Source organism: Nocardia sp. CY41 (genome assembly GCF_009829325.1).
Taxonomy (GTDB): domain Bacteria; phylum Actinomycetota; class Actinomycetes; order Mycobacteriales; family Mycobacteriaceae; genus Nocardia.
On the sequence record NZ_VUOS01000005.1, the window covers coordinates 62,971 to 85,925 of the forward strand.

Consider the following 22,955-nt stretch of genomic DNA (forward strand, 5'->3'; position numbering starts at 1 on the left):
ATGACGCTGCGTTTGCCGGACTGGCTCCCCCCGGTCGTAGTGATGTGTGTCGCCGGGCACTTCCCGCTGGGCGACGAGGACGCGGAACGACGCGCCGCCGATGCCTGGTCGGATCAGGCCGAATGGTGTCGTGGGCAGGCCGAATATCACGAAGCCAAGGCAAAGCCGCCCGAGGGCCAACACGGCGCCACCGTCACCGCGATCGCCGACAAGCACCGGAGCACGGCCGAACGCTTCCGACAGCTGGCCACCAATTGCGACAGCCTCGCCAGGCAGCTCTACGAGAGCGCCAACGCCACCGAGCTGCAGAAGATGGTCATCATCAGCATGGCCGTGATCCTGGCCATCCAGCTGGCCCGGTGCGCACTGATGTTCGCGGCCGGTGGTCCGATCCAGGCCGCCATAGCGCAGATGGCGACCCGAACCGCGGCGCAGCGCGCGTGGATGAGATTCGTGGCATTCCTTTCCGGACGCGGTGCGGAACTGGCCGCGGAACGCGGCTCGATGGTGCTGCTGCGCAACGGAATCGTGATGGGAGTGGCACTGGGCGGCGGCACCCAAGCCGGCGCCCAGGCGGTTCAGGTCGCCAAGGGCGACCGCGAACAGATGGATTGGACGTCGGTCGGCGTGGCGACGGCCGCCGGCGCTGTCGGTGGCTTGTTCGGCATGATGTTCGGACTCTGGGCAGGGCCGAAGGTCGCCACCATCGGCGCGAACGCCAACAGCGCCGCCGGACGGGTGGCCCTGCAGCTCGCCGGCACCACCATGGTCGGCGCCGGAGCCGGAGCCGTCGGCGCTCTCGGCGGCACCGCCGTCTCGCTTGCGCTGTCGGACCAGCCGTTCAGCCGCAAGGCCTTCACCGAGGGCCTGATCCCCGGTATCGGCAGCGGATTCATCGGCGCGGCAGGCTTCGCGGCACAGGGGATGCGCAGCCGGGCACCACTTCCCGACACGACTGCCGCCCCCGCCGCCGCCCCGGATGTCACCGCGCCCGAAGCGTCGCCTGCTTCGCTCGTCGACGCACTGCGCTCGCATGGCATCGTCACCGCCGACTTCGATCCGAACAACCCCTCCCCCGCCCATCAGCAACAACAGATCGACAATCTTGTGGCGCTGCTGCGCCAAGCTGGGGCCACCGTGGACGCCCCGGCCCGTCCCACACTCCCAGTGAACAATGCCGACTGGCAGCCCACGAATCTGCCGAGTGTGTCGCCCGACAACTTCAGCCCGGTCAAGTCCGCCAAGCCCCCCTCCGATGCCATTGCCACACCCGCGGATCCGGCCCCCGCAGGGACAACGCCGAAAGCTGACGGAGGCGCTCAACCACCCCATGTGTCGCCGCCGAAGGAGTACAAGCCGACTCCGGAGCAGCCGTTCTCCGTGCCGAACAACAGCATGGACTGGGAACCGCCCGCAGGCATGCCCGGCGCCCTGATCGACAACGTCAATCCCGTCAAGACCGTCACCTTCCCCGCGGCCGCCATCGCGTCCACCGTCAACCCGGTCGGCGTGCCGAGCATCGGGACGGATCCGACGCCGGCGGAGACGCCCGGGTCACGGAATGCACCTGCCGCACAGACAGATTCCGAGATCAACGGTGCCGCGAAGGCTCCCGCCGACGGTGAACTGCCTCCAGCACCGCACGACTCGGATAACAGCACCGCCGAGAACGCGGGCACAGCACGGCAGACAACCGGACATGATCACCCGGCAGACGGGCCCGACCACTCGGCGCGGCGACACCCCACGGATACCGGCGAAAGCAGTGCTCGACCGGCCGATGCCGCGCCCGGGTCGGTTCACGGTAACCGGGTCGGGTCCGCAAACACCTCGTCGGCGCCGCATTCCACGCCGGAGCACGCCGCGGTGCCGGACAACGCCGCCGCGACGGCCCGACCGCACCCCGGCGGCCGGGACACAGCGGGTGAGGGGCAGGGCGGGCGAGGCCGCGCCGTCGCGGATGCCCGCGGCGACGATCCGGCGGCCGGGCCGTCGTCATCGGTACGGCATCGAGGTGTCGCAGCGGACGAGGAATCCGGTCCGCGACCCGCCACGACGGATCCGCACGACGCATCCGCGCAACAGAGCCCGACCGTGTCGGCGACCGAGGGCGAGGGGGCACAACGGGCTCCTGACGGCGCCACCGATCCCGAACCGGCCGTGCCCGAGCTGGTACCGGCGGCGCCGCACAAGGATTCGGCCGACGGCCGGTCATCGGACCACGACGTGTCCCCGAGTATGACGATCACCACCGACCTGCCGCCCGCTCCACAACGCGGTGATTCCGGTCCGCGCTCACCCGGCGGGGACAGGTTCGTGGACGCGGCCGGACAGCAGCGGCAGACCGCGCAGCCGTCGGGCGGCTCGGCGCGACCGGCCGCAGGCGTCCAGCCCGGCACACCCGCTGCCGGTGGTTCGCCCGCTGCTGCCGGAGGCAGTCGGCCGCCACGTGTGTCGGCCCCGAAGACTGCTGCCGCGGAGCGCCCTCCTGCCGTCGAACCGGTCGAAGGAGCGCGCGGGCAGGCCGAGGACGGCCATGCCCCGTCACGGTCGGCGACCACCCACGCAACCGACAATGACAACCGGACCGCACCGCCCGCTGCCGCCGAGCCGGAGTCGGAGCACGGTCGCGCGACAGGCGACGAGACCGCGCGACCCACGCAGCCGGATGAGGCGAATACAGCGGAGCACGCACGCGCGGACGACAGCGCGAATGGGCAACAGGCCGAGGGGCATCCCGATGTAGTCGACAAGGCGGGACCATCGCAACCGAAGCCCGGTGAGTCCGATACCACCGGAGACGATACCCCCGGCGGTCGTGCGGGTGACGATGGCGCGAATGAGCAGCAAGCGAAGACGAAATCCGATAACGCCGACGACACGGACGCGCCATCACCCCAATCCGAACCCGTTCGTGCGCAGGAGGATTCGGATTCGCCGCTCACCGCTCGCGATGCCGACCCCACCGCGGACGCGCGTGCGAGGGCGAGAGCCGAAGTAGAGCAGCGTAATGCGGCGGAGCGGCAGCAGAACGAGCTGGTGCGCGAACACCACCGGCAGCGTGTCGAAGCCGCGGCCGAGCGCGAGCGCGCCGCCCATGCCGAGCTGCAGCGGCAGGAGAAGGCCGTACGGGTGGCGGAGCAGCATGAGCGGGCCACGCGCGTCGGCTTCGGTGACAAGATACGCGATCTGCTCGGGCCGGGCACGGCGGAGGACCGGGTGGCCGTCGAAGCCGCGCGGGCCGCTCAGGAACAACTCCGCCAGGCTCAGGTGAAGTTGGCGGAGTGCCGGGATACGTACGAGGCGGCGGTAGCCCGGCATGACGCCGCAGCCCAGGCCAGAGCCCGTGACCTGGTCGAAATCTCGGACAACGCCGGTGTTTCGCTGATGAACGACTACGAGGCCGGGGTGCTCACCGATCGCGACGCCGTGTTCGACGTGGTTGCCCAGGAGCGGGTACGCACGGCCCTGGATGCCGGTCGCGCGATCGGGGAGTTGCGGAAGCCGGGCAGCACGGCCGACGGTACGAGCCCGTTGGCGCACGCATCACCGGAGTCGTTGGCCGACACGATGGCGCGGGGATCCCGGGAGGAGCGCGTCGCGGCGATGACGGAATGGATTCGCCGGGGTGACGACCGGCATCGGCTGGTGCGGGAGACGCAGGCCGCGGCGTTCCTGCTGCTCGAACACGGACCGGTCGATATGAAGACCGGTGAGGGCAAGACCATCGTCATGGTGATGAAGAAGGTGTCCGACGCCATTGATCACGGCACCGCACATGCATGGACCAGTAGCGATCTGCTCGCCGGTGAGCTGGCCGGTGAGTTGCACGCATTCGTGGCGCGGCCGGATTCGGATACCGGGATCGATGTGGTCCGGATGGATCAGGACGGTCCGCTGCCGGAGCCGGTGCCGGGCCGTAGCCGGATCGTTGTGGGCACCAAAGAGGACTACCTGTTCCGCGCGTTGAAGGTCGCGGATTCGATGATGAACGAGCTCGCGGCCAGTGGCATGTCGCACCAGGAGGTGACCGCACTGCGAGAATTCCTCAACACGAAACCGTCGATCGATCTGATCAAGGAACGGCTGGATACCGCGGCATCCGACCACGGACTTGACCTCCGGTACGACCCGTTCCCGGCGGGCAAGCTCACCGTCGACGAATTCGACACCATCTTCGACGGCAATTCCGAGTGCGTGCTTTCCCCTGGAGCGGCGCAGGAGGCCACACCCGAGGTGGTCGCCCAATTGCAGGGGATCTGGGATCGGCTGACGACCGCCGAGCGCGAACACGGTTTGACGCCAGCGGATTTCAACAGGCCGGAGAACACCCGGGGAATGTGGGCCGCGGAAACAACCCCGGCGGCGGTCGCCAAGCTGGAGAAGGTGGCGGGTGGACCGGTCACCGACTCGGAGCTGAAGCTGTACGCCGATGCCGCCAACGCCCGCTGGGGGCTGGAGAAGGGCACGCACTACATCACCCGGGCGGACGACGGCGAGGGCGCGAAGATCGGCATCCTCGCTCACGAGACCAACGACAAGGCGATGTGGGACAGAACGAAGTCGACCGAGGTGCGCTGGCAGGACGTCGGTCAGTTCGTCGACCTCAAAGAAGGGCTGCCGGTCCGGGCGAATCAGGAACATTCCCTGCGCATGTCGGATCAGCAGTTGATCGGCAGCAAATTGCTGTTCGAACCGTCCGGTTTGTCCGGGACCATGAAGGGCGTCGAGGGCATCACCTACGACCTGTACGGCGTGGGGCCGGTGCCGGAGCTTCCGACATTCTATACATCGCAACGGGTCGTGGAACCGCCGAAATTCTACGAGAACACGCACGCGAAACTCACGCAGCTGGCCCGTGACATCGTGCGGGATGCACATGTGGTCGACGGGGAGCAAACGGGCCGTGCGCAGTGGGTCGTGTGCATGGACAACGGCGAGATCCGGGGAGACCCGGATGCCGGCCGGATCGGACTGGTCGACCTGCTCCGCACAGCGGCGAAGGAAGAACACGGCGCGGAATTCGAGCTGAAGTTCGAGGTGGTCGACGCGGAATTCTACGCCGAGCACGGCGGTAGCAATGCCGACGCCGAGGCCCTGGTCAGGCAGAAGATCGAGGAATTCGGGGACAAGGGCACCATCTATATCACCAACAAGGACGGAGGCCGCGGCGCCGACCCGACACCGTCGCAGGAGGTGATCGATCTCGGCGGTGTCGACGTCAAGGTCAGCGGCGGGCCGTCGTATTCCGAGCGGGTGAACGACCAGGTCGACGGTCGTGGCGCCCGTGGCGGATCCGGCGACGACCGGGAGCACGGTGGCACCCCGGGTTCGGCGGTGCACTACGTCTCCCCCGAGGACTTTCTGGGCCGGGTCACCGACCACGGCGTCACGCAGCAGATCGTCCAGTACACGGAAGCCGTCAAGGCCCACCGGGCCGCCCAGGAACAGCACGAGGCCCGCAACACCGAGGCGACGCGCATCGAACTCAACAGGACCGAAACGGCGCTGCGAAACGCCGAGTCCGACCTGTGGAAGCATGCCGTCCCGGCGATGAAGGACGCCGTCGAGCAGAATCAGCTCGCCGCCAAATACGCGAGCGCCAATCAAGCCAACGCCCCACCCACGGACGCACATAGCACCGCGACCCGGCAACCCCAGCACCCCCCTCCCCAATCCGCGGGGACCGCGGCTGCGCATGCGACCGGTTCACATGCGACCTCGCACGCCCCTACCGCCACCCACAACGGCACCGCCGTCCCGACCGCCGCAGGCCTCGCCGCCGGGGCAGCATCCAACCTGGCTTCCGGTAACCCACCGGTCGCAGCCAACGTGCGTGAGGAGCACGGCGACAGCACCCTCCGCCACCTCCTGCAGGTGCTGGACGCACCCGGCGGACAGGCGGCCGCACCGTTGCTGCCGGTCGCGCAGGCCGTCCGCGACGCGGCACTCGATCAGGTCGAGTCCCAAGGGATCCCCATCGGCGCCGACGTCGCCGACCACGTGCGCGAGACCGCACGAAATCTGCTGCGCACCAGCCTGGATCAGCTCGATCCGGCGCAGCGTCAACTCGTCACCGACGCCGGGACGGCGTTGCAGCAAGGACGGCGGCTCGAAGACGCGCACACCGCAGCCGTCGCCCAGTTGGTCGCGCAGGTGCCGACCGCCCAGCCCGTCCTCGCGGCCGCTGCGGGCACCACCGTCCCGTTCGACCAGTTGCCCGCCGACGACCGCACCCAGACATTGCAACGGGCGCAGCGGGGAGACCAATCCGCAGCGCAGACATTGGACCGCCATTTCGGCCCCGCCACCGCCCAGGCCATGTGTGCCGTACTCGGCGGGGATACGGAGCACGGCACCCCACCCACGCGGATCCAGCTCCTGGCGCACGCCGTCGCCCGGGCCACGCTCGGCGCCGCCGAAGCCGCCGGCTGGCAAGTCCCCCCGGGCGTCGACATCGGCGACTGGCTGCTCAGCCAGGCGCGGAACACGTGGCTCGACAGCCTCAATCACTTGAATCCCGCCGTACGCCGACTCGTCAACGAGGCGCTCGATCCCAGATCCCGCAGCGACGACCTCACCGACGCTCAAGTCACCCTGTTCGGGTGGGTCGCGCAGGAGATCGCAGTACGGGCGGCCGATCCGACGGCCCGGCAACGGCAACCCTCGGCCGACAACCGTGACCGTGCGAATTCCGCGAGGACGGCCGAGGCCGATCGAAGAACCAAGCAGGCCATCGCCCGGCAGTTGTTCGAGACGTTCGACATCGAAGTGCTCGGCCTGGACAAGCCGGGGATCTCCGTCGACACGGCTCTGTCGATCAGGAATGCGATAGTCGACGGTTTCACGGCAGGGCAGGAGATCAAGCTCGACGTCGTACTGGTCGCCCCCATGGTCGGCAATACCGGTGCCTGTATCTGGACGCCCGAAGGCATCGAAAAGGACGCTCCGACCTTCATGGTCCTGAACGAGAACCTCTTCGGTGACCCGGAGAGATTCCGAAACGCCATGCGGAAGGCGGTGCAGGCAGGCCACCTGATGGCCCCGACCGGCGACCCCGCATACGACGCCGTCAGTCACGAGATGGGCCATCTGCAGGATCGAGCCGCGCGGCAGGGGCGCTACGACGAAAAGCCGATCGCCCATCTACGAGACGGAGCGGTCCAGGGGAAGGACTACGAAGACTCCAAAGAGGCACGAGCATTCGGATTCCTCTACACCCATTTCGCCGAGTTCAAAAAGGCCGGCATGCTGCCACCGGACCTCGATTTCGATGACTGGCTGGGCCAGCTCGATTCGTACAGCAGCAGCAGGAAGAAGCTGAAGGAGGCAGAGGAATACAACCGTAGACTTGCGGGTGAAGAGTCGCAGGCGACGGAAATAGGCACTTACGAGCCCAGAATGGGCGACCTCGCGGTATTCAATCCGGCAGAAGCACTGGCCGAGGCGAACAACGCGTTCGGCAGGACCGCACCGGCCGATCGCACACATCCCGCCTACGTCCTGCAAGCCCTGCTTCGAGACATCCCGTATTTCCAGGTGTTGCGGGAAGCCGAACAGCGCAATGCCCTGGTGCAAGCGGACTATCGCGGATCCGTCCCGGCGGCGTCCGAGTTCGGCACGAGCCTCGCCCCGAACGGCCCGTCCGCATCCCTGGCCGCGAGATGGCGCGCCATGTCCCCCACCGCCCGCGCCGACTACGCGCAACAGCAAATCGCATACTTGAACCCCGACACCGGTTTCGTGCTCGACGAGTTGGCCCGGCTCCAGGCGGAGCACCACGCCACGGTCGCATCGACCGCCGATCGCACCGCACAGACACCCGAAACGCCAGCGCCCCAGGATAATTCATCACAGGCGGAGCCCGGACGACCTGACGGCAGATCGGCTTTCCCACCCGAGTTCTGGCAACAGCACAGTCAGTCCCACGCGCGGGCAGCTGTCCCGGCCCCGATCCACCTCAGCGACCCCGACGAGCCAGGCAGCCGCAGAATCCCGGAAGCCGAAATGGATACCGCTCTCCCCGAGTTCGGCGGTTTGACCGGTCGAGAGCTCGATATCCTGCGCATGAGTGCGCGGGGTCTGTCGTACCGGGAAATCAGTACCGAGATGGGGATCCCGTATTCGCAGCTGTACCGCCACGCCGGAAGCGCCAGCGCCAAGCTCGGCCGGACCAGCCTGGTACGAGCCGTCTTCGCCGCAGATCAGGAAGGCTGGCTCGATGACGGCGCCGACGACACCGTTCCGCACGTCTCACTGACTCCGCCGGAAGTTGCCATCCTCCGCTTGGCGGCCGACGGGCTCTCCGCCCGTAACATCGCCACAAGACTCGGAATGAACAGATACCGAGTGAGAAACTTCCTGGCGGAACTGCCCGGCAGATTCAATACCACCGGACGCATCCCGGCCATGCTGGCGGCACACCGGCAAGGATCGCTCGAGAGCGGCCGCCACAACCCGTCCGTGGCACTGGATCGCGTCGTTTTGTCGCCACGCGAACGCCAGGTCCTCGATCTGATGGTGGTGGGCCTACCGGACCGCGCGATCGGTGACGAGTTGGGGATGCCGGTAACGACGGCACGGGGGCACCGATTCCGTCTGCAGGCCAAGCTCGGCACTTCCGATCTCGAGCAGATCAAGGTTCTGGCCGGCCTGCTGCCCGCCGCCGACGAGCCGCAGCCCTCCGCCTTGCCCGGCCACTTCCAGCCCGCTCTGCACAACGCCCTGACGCACGCCGCTCAGCCCGATCCACAGCAACTGCTGGAGCGCGCGACATCGCAGCAGTTGGACCACGCGTTCCATGGACTTACCACTGACGATTGGAATGCACTGCGCTCGGTGAAAGCCGGAGCGGATACGCCCGAAGCTCGCGCGATAGCACTTGCGGCAGCTCACAGACTGGTTACTTCCATTGGCGCCGGACATAGCTCGGAGCAGGAAAGGCTGGCCGCCGCGCTGGCGGACGCGAGCCCGGTGAGCCTCCGGGAAGCACTCGACAGGCTCACCCCAACTCAAAGGGAACTCATTACCAGTCGGTATGCGCGCAACGTACCGCCCGCCCAGTTGGCACCGATACTCGGCTACGACGACGCAACGTTCGACTCCTGGGCTCTCAGCGTTGTCCGGCAGGTAGCCGTGCACATTGCGAACCGAGCCGACGAGTCTGCGGAGCATCCCGGCCGGGCGGAATCGGCAGCCACACCGGTGTATGCGGAAAACGAATGCCTGAATGCGGTCACGCAGTGGCTGGACGACCACGCCCTGGCACGCCTCGCGGAGACCGGAACGCTCGACGACCATTCACCACAGGAACCGAGGGACACCGGTCCCTACACACCCACACAGCTGGACAGGCTGCGGAACATCCTGCATGCCGCCCTCGAGGGCACTGCGCCCACACCGGAAGATCTGCTGAACGAAGCAGACATCGAGCAGATCGATCGCGCGCTGCAGGCGCTCACCCCCAGCGACCGGTTGAACCTGCATCAGCTCGCGTCCGGCACGAACAGCAGGTCCGTCCGCGCGTCGGTTGTCATGTCGGCGCGCCGGATGGTGAATTACCTTGCAGCCGAATATGACATATCGCGGGAGATGCTGGCCGGCACGATAGCCGACGCGGGGCCCGCGGATCTCCTGGACGCGTTGAGCGTACTCAGCTCGCAGCAACGGAAACATGTCACCGGTTTACTCGCTCGGCCGAAATCATCTGCCCCCGCGGCTTCCGCGACCGCGAACCGTGTCGACCCCGACGCCGAGGCGCAGACCGAGCGAGCCGCCCAGCGAATGGCTCGGTACCTAGTGGCCCGATCCGGGACCTCCACCCCGACGACTACAGCCGCGGCGACGTCGGCCCGTCCGTCGGCCGACAGCACCGCCGAGTACACCAGCTCCGAACTGTTGCAGATCTTCTTGCCCTGGTTGGAGGAATACAAGCGCTTGCAGGACGAGCGGCACCCCCGGTCCACTACGCGCACGAGGCCGGCACCGGATCGCGACGCCCTGCGAAAGGTCAAGGCCGCCTTTGCCGTCGCCGTCGAGGCGGCCGGGCGAGGCGACACGGGAGAACTCGACAGGCTGCGGACGGCGATCCGGCAGTTGGGCAATCACCGTCAGCAACAATGCCTCGAGCTTCGGTACCTGGAGGGCCGCTCGGTTCCTGAGATCGCCGCCGTACTGGACGAAAACCTCAGCCGCGGTGCCGCCGAACAGTTGCACCGCCGCGCCGTCCGGGCACTGGCCGCAGTCCTCGAGCAGGACGACACCCCGGACACGACGCCGGACGAGCCGACACCGCTACCAGCCACGCTCGCGCAGGCGCCGGAACGCGGAATCGAGCCCGGTGCTCCGAGATCGAACGCACCGGAGGAATTCCCGGACCCCGACGACTTCGGATCAATAAACGAATGGTTTCGCGAACTTCGGCATCATTACAGAATGACACAGCCCGAGTTCGCTGAATTGTGCGACAGGTCCGTCACGACGATCGTGAACTACGAAAAGGGACGCAGTAGGCCCGATATTACCCTGCTCCGGAGACTTCGTGACCGACTACGTTTCTCCAATGATTCACTGATTGCCGTACTACGATGTTTCCCGAAGCACTCGAATTCAGCGAGCCGGGAATCGGCCACACATCCGCTGATTTGGGAATATATCGCAGCGCGAGTCGGTAGCGCGATCGAGGCCAAGGCCGAGAAGCTGATTGTGAAGGAATACTCGTGGATCGCAGAGCAGCTGGCAAGCGGCTGGGATATCTCAGCAGAGCACCGGGCCGAGCTCATGAAGGTTGGCGAAGAGGCGATCGCGGTGGCCTTGCGGAATTTTGTTCCGCCGGGCAACTTCGCTGCCGTGGCGCGGTCGTCAGCCCGATACGCTATGCTCAGATCCACCTACTACGCGCCGGAAAATCGTAACGTCGGCGAGCATCGCAATACATCTAATCGCACCGATCCAGTCGCGATCGACCTCGATGGTACAGACGAGCCGGAAACTCCGAGTGCCGCCCTATCCGACAACGTCGAATCGCTGCGAAATCAGCACGGCGAGGCGATATTCCGGCACTTGCTCCGCGCACTGGGTGTATCCGCGGCAGCGGGTGTGCAGGTGCCTGCGTCGCAGGTCCGGCTGGCACAGGAGGTCAACGGCGAAGTATTCCGGTACGCCGAAGCGCAAGGCCGGCCCGTTCCAGCGGGCGCGGGTATCCGCGAATGGCTGTACGACATCGCGGAGGACATGCTGGCCCGCAGGCTATTACAGCGCATCCGCGTCGGGGTGCTCGCCGAATTGCGAGGCGAGCCTGCGACCGAAACCGGGCCTGTTGTCCGCCGGATCGCCGCGGCACCTGCGGACCGGCTCGAGTGGGCCTTGAATCGGCTTTCCCTCAACCAAAGAGCCTGGTTGTACCGCAGATTCGGACTGGAGTTGGGCCGGGCGGAGGCCGCGTCCATACCGCCGTTCAAGAGCTACGGGCCCGAGTTGTTGGTCGACTTGGACCGGGCCGCGATCCGGCGGTTGGCACAGCTGGTCGGCGACGTCGAGGCGCGCGGCGAGGAGCAACAAGGCGCGCCCTCCGAACTCCCGTCGGCCAGCGACGTCCACGGTACTCCGCGAGCATCGACAGAAAAGCCGCGATCGGAAACGCCGCCTCGGGGCAAACGGCGATCCCGCGGCGAACAGCTGGTTAGGGTGCTCACCGACGCACACCGCGACAACCGGAAGGCCTTCGAAGCGGGCCTCGAGGTACTCGAGCCTGCCGATCAGGCGTTTGTCCGACTCCGGGTACAGCAGGGGCTGACCCTCGAAGAGTCCGCAGCGGCACTGGGAAAGACGACTGCCAGAACGAGATCCATACAGTCCCGAGCCACGCGCCTACTGGCGCTGAAGCTCTTCGGGCACCTCCCGTCGGCCGGGGAACGACTGAGGCCCGCAGTGCTGGAAGACGACGAGCAGCGTCCGGCATCCACCGGGGCACCGGTGCAACGAGGCCGGATCGCACGGGGTGAGCAGCTGGTGCAGGTACTGCGGATCGCCCGCCGCGACAACCGGGAACTGTTCGACGCCTGCGTACGGGAGCGTCTCTCGCCTGCGGAAGGGCGACTCGTCGAACTCCGCGTCGGCCAACGGTTGCCGCTGTCCGAGATCGCGCCATTGATGGGCAATGCCGTCAGCACCGCGAAGAACCTGCAGTCGAGAGCCTTCCATCGATTGGCGAACGAGCTGTTCGGGCATCCGCCCGTGGTCGGGGAGAGATTGCCGGACGACGCCGCTGCCCCGAGCCCGCACCACGAGCCAACAGCAGTTCCCACAACGAATCCGGCGGCCAACGATGTTCGTTCGATTTCCACTGCCATGCCACCGAACTCGGAATCGAACGCGGCTCGGAACGCACTGGCCGACCGGCTCGGTCTGACTCCGGACCGGGTGAGCCGGGGATCGGTCCGTTTGGCGGTCGCCCTCCTGGCGGAGCAGATACAGGTCATGAGGCCTGCCGCGGTGGGCGCCGTCGACGGACGCGCAGTCGTGCGGTGGACCGCAGCCCAACTCGAATTGCATTCCGATCAGGAGGCGGCGACCCGCCACAGTGCCGAGCTCGGGGCATCCGACGTCGACGAGTCGCATGGCCGAGCCTCGGATGATGCACCAGCGGACCCGCTGGGACAGCGGGATTTCGACGACCGTCGCCGCAGGCTCGACCACGACCTGCAGGAACTACTGGGGCTGCGGGAACTGAACCCTCCCCGTCCGATGAGTACCGGCGAGGTACTGGCCGAACTGCATTGGGTCGCGGGCGTGACACATTCGCCGGAGTTCGGGGATCTGGTAGACGCGATCGAGCTTTTCCTGGGCACGGGCGTTGAGCAGCAGGCACCCGTCCCCCTCGACGCGGTCCAAATACACGCTTTGCGCGGCCAATTGGCGCAGAACCTGGGGATCGACCCGGACGAAGTGACCCCTGGGTATGCCGAAATCGTTGCTGCCGACGACACGATCGCACCGCAAACTCGCCGACTGGCTGCCCGTTATCGGAGGCTCGACCCGGACGAAGCCGCACGGAAACCCTCAGCGGCGGATGTAGCCCGGTTGGCGCGTGTGACAGCGTCAACCGTCGGCCGTGCGTTCAACGGACGATCCGACTCGAGAAAGCGGTGGCACAGCGAGTCCATGCAGGGCATCTTGGTCGCGGCCCAGTACTTGGGTGTCCTCCCCGATCGCGAAGACATGGCAGCGCTGATCGATCCGACCTATGTCGAGCAGCGCCTGCGTCCCGCGCGGTGGGTCGGGGACGAATTCGTCCCGGCGAGCATCAGGCCACAACCGCGCCGCGACGAGGTGGCCGCGGCAGCAGGAACAGAGCAGGCCGTCGTCCGCGACGCAGAGAAGGGTGTCGGGGAGCCTGACGTCATCAGGCGGGTATGCCGGGCCGCCGACGAGGTCGGATACTGGTACCACCCGGACGGACCGATGGCAGTCGCCGCGGCGGCAGCCTCCGGCGCGCAGACGCCGGACGCTGATGGAAGCGAGACGGCCGCGCATACCGCCGCAGATGTCGCCACGGCCCTGCAGAACAGCCTGCCTGGCGCGGTCATGCAGGTACTCGACCAGATCGAGGTCGAACTGCGATCGATGACCGACACCGAGCGCCGCGACGCCACCGGCCGAGCCGACCTCACCCGGCTCCCCGGCTGGGTGGTCGACCGCCTCGCCCACGAAGCCGAAGCCCAGCGACTCGCCCGCCAGCCAACCACCCCCGACCAGCGCGCCCAATGGCAAGGCCGGGCAGAACGACTCGACCACGAACTCGCTCACATCCTCGGCTTGCCCGAGCCGGGAACCGGATGGACCGACCGCCTCAGCAGCGACCCGCTGCACCACCTCCGCGCACTCACGCACCGCCCGGACGCGCCCGCCGGACTCCGTCACCTGGTCGACACCGCCACCCGATGCCTGAATCTGCAGGACATCGCCGCGGCTGTCGAACCGCTGCACCGGGCGCTGGCCGACTGGCCCATCGCCGAACACACCGACCGGGCCGCCGCCATCGCCTGGGAACTCGCGTTGCAAGCCCGCGCCGACGGCGGCGGAACACCCGAAATCTCCGCTGCCATCCACGGACAACCAGGTCGACGCTGGATCGAGATCCACGTCAGCGACGGCAGCCGCACCCTGCCGGCGCGCGAGAGCGGCGACCGCCCCGGGTGGCGCGCCGTCGACCTCCTCGACACACACACCGAAACCTGGGGCTGGGCGCTCCCCCGCAACAGCGGAAAACGAGTCTGGTTCAAGCTCTTCGAAACCGCAGAAACCAGCGACCCCTCGCAACCACCCCACGACCTCATCCTCGACCTGCCCATACCGCGGGACTCCTTGCAACAGGGCCCGAGCCTCGCGCGGCGAGCAGTACGACAGCGCTTGCGACAGGCCGGTCACCCTGATCCCTACGACCTGACGGTCCTCGTATCCGACCTCGTCCAAAACGTCTACCGCTACGCCGACCAAGGCGACGCCCGGGTACGAATCCGGCTCGCCGAAAATACAATTCACGTCGGAATCAGCGATACCAGCCGTGGCCTACCCGCACGGCAAGAGGCGACCACCCAGGGCACCGTCAGCGCCGCCGCTTTCACCGATGACCAAGCCGCCGAATGGGCCGAAACCGGGATCGTCGCCGACACCCACGGTTTCTTCCTCGGCATGCTCGAAGCAATGGCCTCGGCCTGGGGCGTGATCCTGGAACGCGCGGGCGGCAAAACCATCTGGTTCGAAGTGCCGATGCCGCCATCCGCAGCGCCCGGCACCACCACCGATCAACCACCGAACACACCCGCATCCGATCCGGACACCCGCGGATCGATCGGCATCGACCTCACCGCCGCGGACCTGACCGGACGCGGCCCGGGCCCGTCGACCACCAGCTCGGACTCCGCTCCCACCGACGCGAACGATGGGACGCGGAACCGGTCCACCACACCCACGGACACCGATCGCCAGTACCCGCCTACGCCCGGCAACCGAATCGACCCGGTCGCCCTCGCCCTCGACCCCGACGAACCCAACGCGCCGGACCCCGCCACACCGGAACCGCCGGAACAGCCGCCTTCCACCCACCCGGCGCCGACGGACCAGAACGACCGCGCCTCGGCCCCCCTGCCCACAATCTGGGAACTGGTCGCGGATTCGGGAAAACTGAAGATGCTGCGGCAGGAAGTCGAGGTACTGCGACGAGAGCTCCTCGAGCTCAGCAAGGGGCGGGCAGATCTATCGACCGCGGCCGCGGTGGACAGGTTGCTGAGGGCGCTGCTACATCTCGAGCGGGAAGGCAAGCTGAACTCCAGCCAGGCGCGCGCACTCCCGCTGGTCGAGGAGTATCGCGACAAGTCCGGTCTCCTCGACGACGCCGAACATGTCCGCGGCCAACACCGGGCACACAAGGCAAATGCCGCTCGCCAGACGGATCAGCCGGAAGGCGCCCGACCGACGCAACCCCGTGGACCCGACCCCGTCGCCATCGATCTCGACCCCGACGAACCAGATGCGCCCGACCCCGTCACATCCGCAGAACCACAGGCGCCGAAGACCACACCTACATCCGAAGCGTCACGGATTCGTCCCGGTGACAATCTTGCTGGCGACCGGCCCGCAAGCGGAGTCCCCGATTCCGGCGAGTCCAAGACGGCCGAGCCAGGCGCAAACACCAACCGACACGACCCGTCCGCGCAGACCGCGGCGGTCGCCGGGCGATCGGCGGCCGATCTCCGCACGCGAATAGCAGAGTTGGGCGCTCTGCGGCAGGCGGTCGACAGGTTGGGCTACGAACTGGCACAAGCCACGCAAAACGTCGCAGCCGCACGTATTCGGGCCGAAAACGAGTTGTTGAGCCGCGTGGGGTTGCCGATCCCGAAACGACCGGCGCCACAGGCGTGGAGTGTCGCGCGGTGCGAAGCGGAACTCACTGCGCTGCGGGCGGCTGTGCAGGAGGCACGATCGAAACCGGCCGACCCGTCGGAGCTGGATCGCATCCAACGCCGCGAGGACGAGGTTCGGCTGTTGACCGGACCTCTCGAACGGTATCGGAATGCGCTGCAGAAGATGCGGGCCATGTCGGAGGAATTGCACGCACCGATGGCGCTGGCGTATTTCGAGGGCCGGTCGGCTGACGACGCCCGATTCGGCATCGAGAGATACCAAGCGAGTCCACATGTCGCGTTGAAGCGCGTGCGGGGCGTCTACAACACCCTGATCGTGGCGGCATCGAAAGGCAGCCATTCCCAGGTGCTGCGCGAATTCGTTCAGCTCCATCCGCAATTCCAGGACGTCTATCCGCCCCGGCGGCGGTTCGTAGTCGAGTTCGTCGAGGTGATACCCAAGCCGGACGGCACGGTGCATCACATCGCGTTGTACGAACGCCCGGCCGACTCGCACGATCCTCAGTTGGATGAGTTGCGCTATGACGAACCCGCGGCTGCGCTGCTCGAGGCTTATCTACGCGCTTCCTACCTGGAGCTACTGGGAGGCGTCACGTTCCCGGAGTGGCTCGCGGACCTCGGACCGGAAGCGTTCTACCAGCCGGACGAGATCCGCTACCGAGAGTTCGGCGTCGGTGAACTGAAGGTGGATGAGGTCGTCGAGATCGGAAAACGCCTGGCCGAGCGCGAAACGTCTTGGTACGAACAGTCTCTCGAGCAGGGAATCGCGTCACTGGTCGAAGAACAGGGACCGCTGTCCGCGCGGGAAGTCGCTCGTAGTCTGGCAACCCGGGAGTGGACCGCTGCCTCCACTACTTACCCCCGGCAGCCCGGCCGGATAATCGCGACCTGGATGCCCGACATCGTCGTCGGTGGCATGCGTGTCACCGTTCCGATCGCGAAGGACGCCACGGGGCGCTGGGTCATCGCCGAACCGAGCGATAGTGACGGCCTGAGTACTGAGAATATCGTCGCATACTGGTTCTCCCATCTGAGCGCACGAACGTCGAAGGGCCTGCTCACCAGGGTCACCAGGGCGTTGACAGCGGGATCGACCACCTTCGCGACACCACGCGCCGTCTCCACCGAGCTCACCACCCGGCCCGACGACGGATGGGACGAACGATTCGCTCGCGAAATCGCCGCGACGGAGAAGGCCACCCTGGCGGAGTCCCCGACCGCCGCAGACGAACCCCGCGGACCCGACCCCGTCGCCATCGACTTCGACCCCGACGAACCGGAGACAGCGAGCACGCCCACACCCGGCGCTCCACGGATTCACCCCCACCAGCCGGTGAATTGGAGCGAGCGCCCCGCCACCGGTCACGGTGAAAGCCCACCCGCAGGCATTCAGCCCCACCACGCGGAATTCCGTGAAGCCGAACAGTTGCGGACATTGCGTGATGCGGTCGCCGCGCGGCTGGTGGGCACACCGGAGTCTTCGAACGATCCCGTGCTGAATCGAGCACCCGGTCTGATCGATGAACTGATGGCCGCGCGGCGCCGGCCGGATGCGCGGGTCCCGGCGGAACGGCTGCGGTTGCTGGAGCAGTTCGCGCACCAGATGTCGGCATGGTCGGCCCGCGCGGACGAAGTCGCCGAGGCGAACGCCGCCTACGAGCAGGGCCTGCGGGAAGAGACGTCGGCCGTCCTGCGGGCTCGGCAGGACGCGGCGGAGATCCGGCTCGGATCGGCTCTCGCCGGCGTCGCCGAGGTCTGGGCGCGCGGCCGCCCGCAAACAGATACGCCGATCGTGACCCGGCCCGCGGACCACCTGCGGCCAGGAGAGACCGAACGGCTGCGCGTGGTGGCCGAAACGGTCTTCGGGGAGATGACGGACGCGGGGGCAGCGGTAGATGCGGTGCCCACCACCGACCGCCAACAGCTCACCGAGGCCACGCGGCGCTATGACGCGCTGCGAGATATGTCGCAGTGGCTGGAGGAACTGCTGACCTTCGCCGAGCAATGGGGTACGCCCCGGATAGGCCGGGAGCGCCTCTCGTTCCTGCTCGATCACTTCCGCGCGGTCTCAGAGCTGTTGGCGGCGACCGAACTGCGCGACACTGCGGCCGCCGCCCTGGCCGGTGCGACCGATCGAGAACGACGACTCGCGCAAGCCGCCGAGAGCTACGGCATGGCCGCCCGCGCAGTCCGCAATATCGCGGAGATGCTGGGCGAACCGCAGCATCGCGCGACGGCCGCTCCCCCGGCAGCGCAACCCGGCGCACCCGTCGTCTGGCCCGGCGCGAACGGACAACCCGACTTCGTCGCACCGACCCAGCCCCGGCAGCGCGATCACTTCGAGCCCGGTCCAGTCGAGTCGGCGTCGCCCGATCGAACCCCCGATGCCCCCGCAGCGCAGGCCGGACCGGGACACCATGACGAGCAACCCCGCGGCTCCGATGAAACCGCACCGCGGCGCTATATCGAACAGAACCTGACGGTGGAGGATCTGGGCGCGGTTGCGGCAGCGAGCGATCGGGGCCGGCACGCGCACAACGAGGACGCCTTCGCCCTCATCCGAGTGAACGTCGGTGGCGAAGAGGTCACCGCACTGATCGTGAACGACGGTCTGTCCCGGCCGAAAGGCGGCCACCGCGCCTCCGCGGCAGCCAAGGCAGCCGCCCACGATTTCGTGGTGGCGGCGCTGCGGCGGGCCGACCGCGACGGCCGGATCGATCCGGTGGCCATAGTCGAGGGCGCCGTGGCCGCCGCCCAGGAGGCGGTACTCGCCTTGCCCCCGGAGTCTCCCGCAGACAAGCCGCCCGCCACCACGATCGTGGTCGCGTTGATGGAGTCGGGACGGCTCACCGTCGACTGGGTGGGCGACAGTCGCGCGTATTGGATTCCGCTGGACGGCGGCCCGCCGATCCTGCTGACCAGGGACGACTCGAAGGTCCAGGATGTGCTGGACGTCTTCGAGGACATCACTCGTGAAGAAGCCGAACACTCGGCGATCGGCGGGCCGGGTCTCACCCACAACCTGGGCCGGTCGCTGGACGGGCTGAAACCGCGCGAGAAGGCCCGAGACATACGCGGTGACGGTGTCGTCCTGGCGCTGACGGACGGTGTGTGGGAACCGATCAGCCCCGACGACCCCGAACCCGTCGCGGCCATCGTCCGGCAGTCGCTCGCCGAGGCCCCGGGCGATCTCGGCGCCGTCACGCGCGCACTGGTACGGGCAGGCATCGAAGCGGGCACAGCCGACGACGTGACCGCCGCGGCGGGATTCCTGTCGGCCGCGAACATCGACACCCCCGCGAGTACCGCGACGGACCACGACGGCCCCGCGACTCCGGCCGATCGAGGCGCTGACCCCGTCGCGATCGACCTCGGCACGGACGAAGCCGATCCCACACCGGTCGGGTCACGACAACCGGACACCGCACCGCCGCGGGACTCGTCGGATCGCGCTGGGCCACAGCACGACGGCACGACTCACGAGGCGAACACCGCCAGTAGGCTCGGCACGCCCTGGGACAGCGCACCGCGGCTGCGGCAGGTCCTCGAACAGCATGTCGCGAGCGGACGACCGGAGCTCGCGACCGCCCTGCTCCGGCGACGGTTCGAGACCTCGCTGCCGCGCCTCGTAGCTGATTTCGGGCAGCGGGCGGCGCACCACATTGCCGACGAGGTCTGCGCGACGGCAATCGCGCGCCTCGGCCAGGTCGGAAACCGAAATATCGAGTTGTGGTTGGACAACATTGCGCGAGAGGTGATCTCGAACCATCACAGTTTCGCGGGTCCCTGGCACAGCATCCGGAAGTTCGTTTCCGAGTGCGCGCAACTCGAGCAAACCGATCCGCTGGTCCGGCTGCTGGCCGAAGCCCGAACCACGGATGTACGGCGTATCCTGCAGGGGTTGCCGAGGCACCGGCGTGACCGTTTGGTCCGCGCCTTCTGGCCCGCGGGTCAGGGCACGCCGCCCACCGCGTCCGACGGCACCGAATCCGATCGTGATGCGCTCTGGGTCGCAGCCCGCCAATTGGCCACGGTGGTGGCGGCCGCCGCGAACTTCCGTGCCCAACTGCCGGTTCGGGCCGCAAGCAGCACACCTCGGATCGCCCGACCCAGCAGCCCCACCGCGACGACGTCATCGCCCTGGCTCACCAGCAGGGAACTCGAGGTGCTCAACCTGATCTACCAGGGTTTGACCTACGCGGAGATCGGGCGACGGCTGGATGTCGACACGAAGGCGGTCACGAACTACCAGAGGAATGCGGCCAAGAAGTTCGGTACCGCCGGCCCCATCCGGACAGTCCTGGAGGCCAAGCGCCAGGGATTCATCCACGACGGGGATCGACCACCGGCTGGTACCGTCCAACTGTCCCGCGAGCAACGCCAACTTCTCCAGTTGACGGCCGACGGCCTCACGGATCAGGCCATCGCCAAAGTGCTGGGCGTCGCCACGCTCACCGTCAAGCGCCGCCGAGCCCGGATCGGTGACGTACTCGGCGAGGCGAAGCGAATTCCGATGCTGATGAAAGCCGTGCGGCTCGGAGCCCTCGACGAGCCTGCGAGCGAAGACACCGCGCCGAGCGCACCCCGCAGACCGGACACCGTCGCCATCGATCTCGGCGACCCCGACAAATCTGCGCCCGTCACACCCCAACCGTCGCGCGCCGCTGGACCGGCGGAGCAATCAGCGCAGGGCGCCGCGACGCCCGGCGCCACCCCGTGGGCTCGACCCGGACAGAGCAAGACACCGCCGGGAACCGCAGCGCTGGATGCGAGCGTTTCACGGCCCGGTCCAGTGCTGCATCGAGTCGGCTGGACACCCTGGAAGGCCAGAGCGTCCCTCCTCGAGGCCGCGCGGAACGCAGGCAGCACTCGCAAAGAGGACGTTCCACACGCTCGGTCGGGTCCGCAGACACCGCTGATCACCGCGCGCACCAAGTCGTCAGACGAATGGATCCGGGAGCTCCGGGACCTGGGAATCGACACCGAACAGATGATGTCGGATCTGACGGAAATCTGGGACTACCTGCGCCTCGACCTGAAAGTACATTTTCTCCGCTACGGCCTGCCCGACATGACCGGACGGGAACTCTTGTCCGCCATCGCGAACGAGGTGCGAGGACTCATCGAGACATCGGCGATGGGACACATCGTCGAGCGAGAAATACCGGATAACGTTCGCATCGCCTACCAGAAACTGGCCGGGACGCTCGAACTCGCCCGAATCGGGTCGACCCGGCAAGAGTTCCGGGTGCTCACGGGACTCGTGCAAGGCAAGACCTATAAAGAAATCGCAGCCGAACTCGAAATAACGCCGTGGGCGGTGCAGAGGCAAGCCACATCGATCTACGCCGAATTCGGCATCGAGGGGCGCAACGAGCTGGAAGCAGCAATCCGAGCCCGCCACGCCGCAAGCACCGCCACGGACGCCCCGCGCAATCCTGCCGCGCCGACCGAGACCACCGATCAGACGCCGCGGACCGACGAATCAGCGCGCCGTCCCGGGGGCATCGACCCCGTGGCGATCGACCTCGACGATGACACCGAGCCCGAGCATCACCCACCCACGCAGTCGAACACGCACGCAGCCCGGGACGACGCGAACATCCCCGAGCGGTGGCGCCGGGAACGTGCCTGGGATCAAGAGCTGATCACCGCAGTTCGCGCGGGCGACCCCGGCGCTTACCGCCAGCTGTATGAGCGGTACTACGGGTGGGGTATCGGTACCGCCATGGAGATTCTCGGCGACCGGTCCGACGCCGAGGACATCGTGGCCGACTGCTTCGCCGACCTGCTCGTGAGGATCCGCCGCGGTGACGGTCCACAATTGAGTTTCGGCGCCTACCTGCGTACAGCCGTTCGTCACCGGGCGTACGCCGCCGGCGCTCGCGCCAGCCGACTAGTCCCCACCGACGATATGGCCGCACTCGATCGAATCCAGCTGGGCGATGTGCGAACACCGGAGATCTCCGAGGAAACCCCCATTGGTCTGGCATTCGAATCGATGCCCGAAGAATTTCGCACGGTGCTCTGGCTCACTGTGGTCGAAGGCTATTCTCCGGACGAGGTAGCTGACCACCTAGGGTCTGCGCGGGGTGAAGTGACCAAGCTGATCGCTCGCGCACGTGCCGAGCTGGGCCGGAAATTCGCGGCGGAAATGCCGCAGCACGGCCCGCTGGTCAGGGCATTGACCGCACTCGCGGCCGATGCAGAAGGCCTCACCTCGGTGCTTGCCGAGGGCGGCGAAACGCTTGCAATGGATGACGAACGCCTGGCCCCGGATGTGGCCGTGATTCGAACAGCTCAGCATGAGCGGCTCGAACTGCTCGGCAGCGTAGTTCGACGCCTTCGCCCCGGACCGCGCGAATACTTCGTCCGCTGGTTCATGGGGCAGACGGTGGCCGACATTGCGGCCGCCACGGGGCGTAAGAAGGACCTCATCCGCAAGCGGCTGCACAACGCGGTTCGCACCGTGTCGATGGCGTTGTCCCACATCGACTCTCCCGCCCTGCAACGCTCCGAACCGCATCCCAGCGGACTCACCGATGAGGAGATGCTGCTGCTGGTCGAGGCGGTCTGGGCGCACGACCGAGATCTGCTGGAACCGGCCACGGGGCCGGCGCCCGAGGCCGAGCATACAGTTGTCGAGTCATATTTCCAGCAGGGTCGGACAGTGCCCCAAATCGCGACGGCGCTGGGCTGGAGGCCGAAACGAGTTCGCCGCATGCTGCACCGCATCGCACGGCGCATGACCTCGACGCTCTCGCCGGAGGTCGTGGAGCGGTACCTGAGTGGCGGACCGCTCCGCCGGGCCACCCAGGCCGATGTCGCCAGGGAAACGGGAGTCAGCACGGCAACTGTGAAACGCATTCTCGCTGGTCATCCGGATGCCGGACCAGAGACGATCGAGCGGGTCCGGGCGGCCGCGCGTCGCCTAGGTGTGCGACGTGGACGGACCGGAATTGTCGCGGATGGCGACGAACAGACGTCGAATTCACCGGTTCCCGTGATACGCACCGATCACGATCGAGTGCC

Annotated in this window: 1 protein-coding gene (running past one end of the window); it reads left to right on the plus strand. The window is 67.4% G+C overall.

The window, feature by feature from the left end; genetic code table 11:
• Positions 1-22,955, plus strand: the 5' portion of a protein-coding gene (locus GVY64_RS05625) for a sigma-70 family RNA polymerase sigma factor (protein WP_159839473.1). The gene runs 20,254 nt beyond the window's last position; only the first 22,955 of its 43,209 coding nucleotides appear in the window; the start codon lies at positions 1-3; the stop codon falls past the right edge of the window.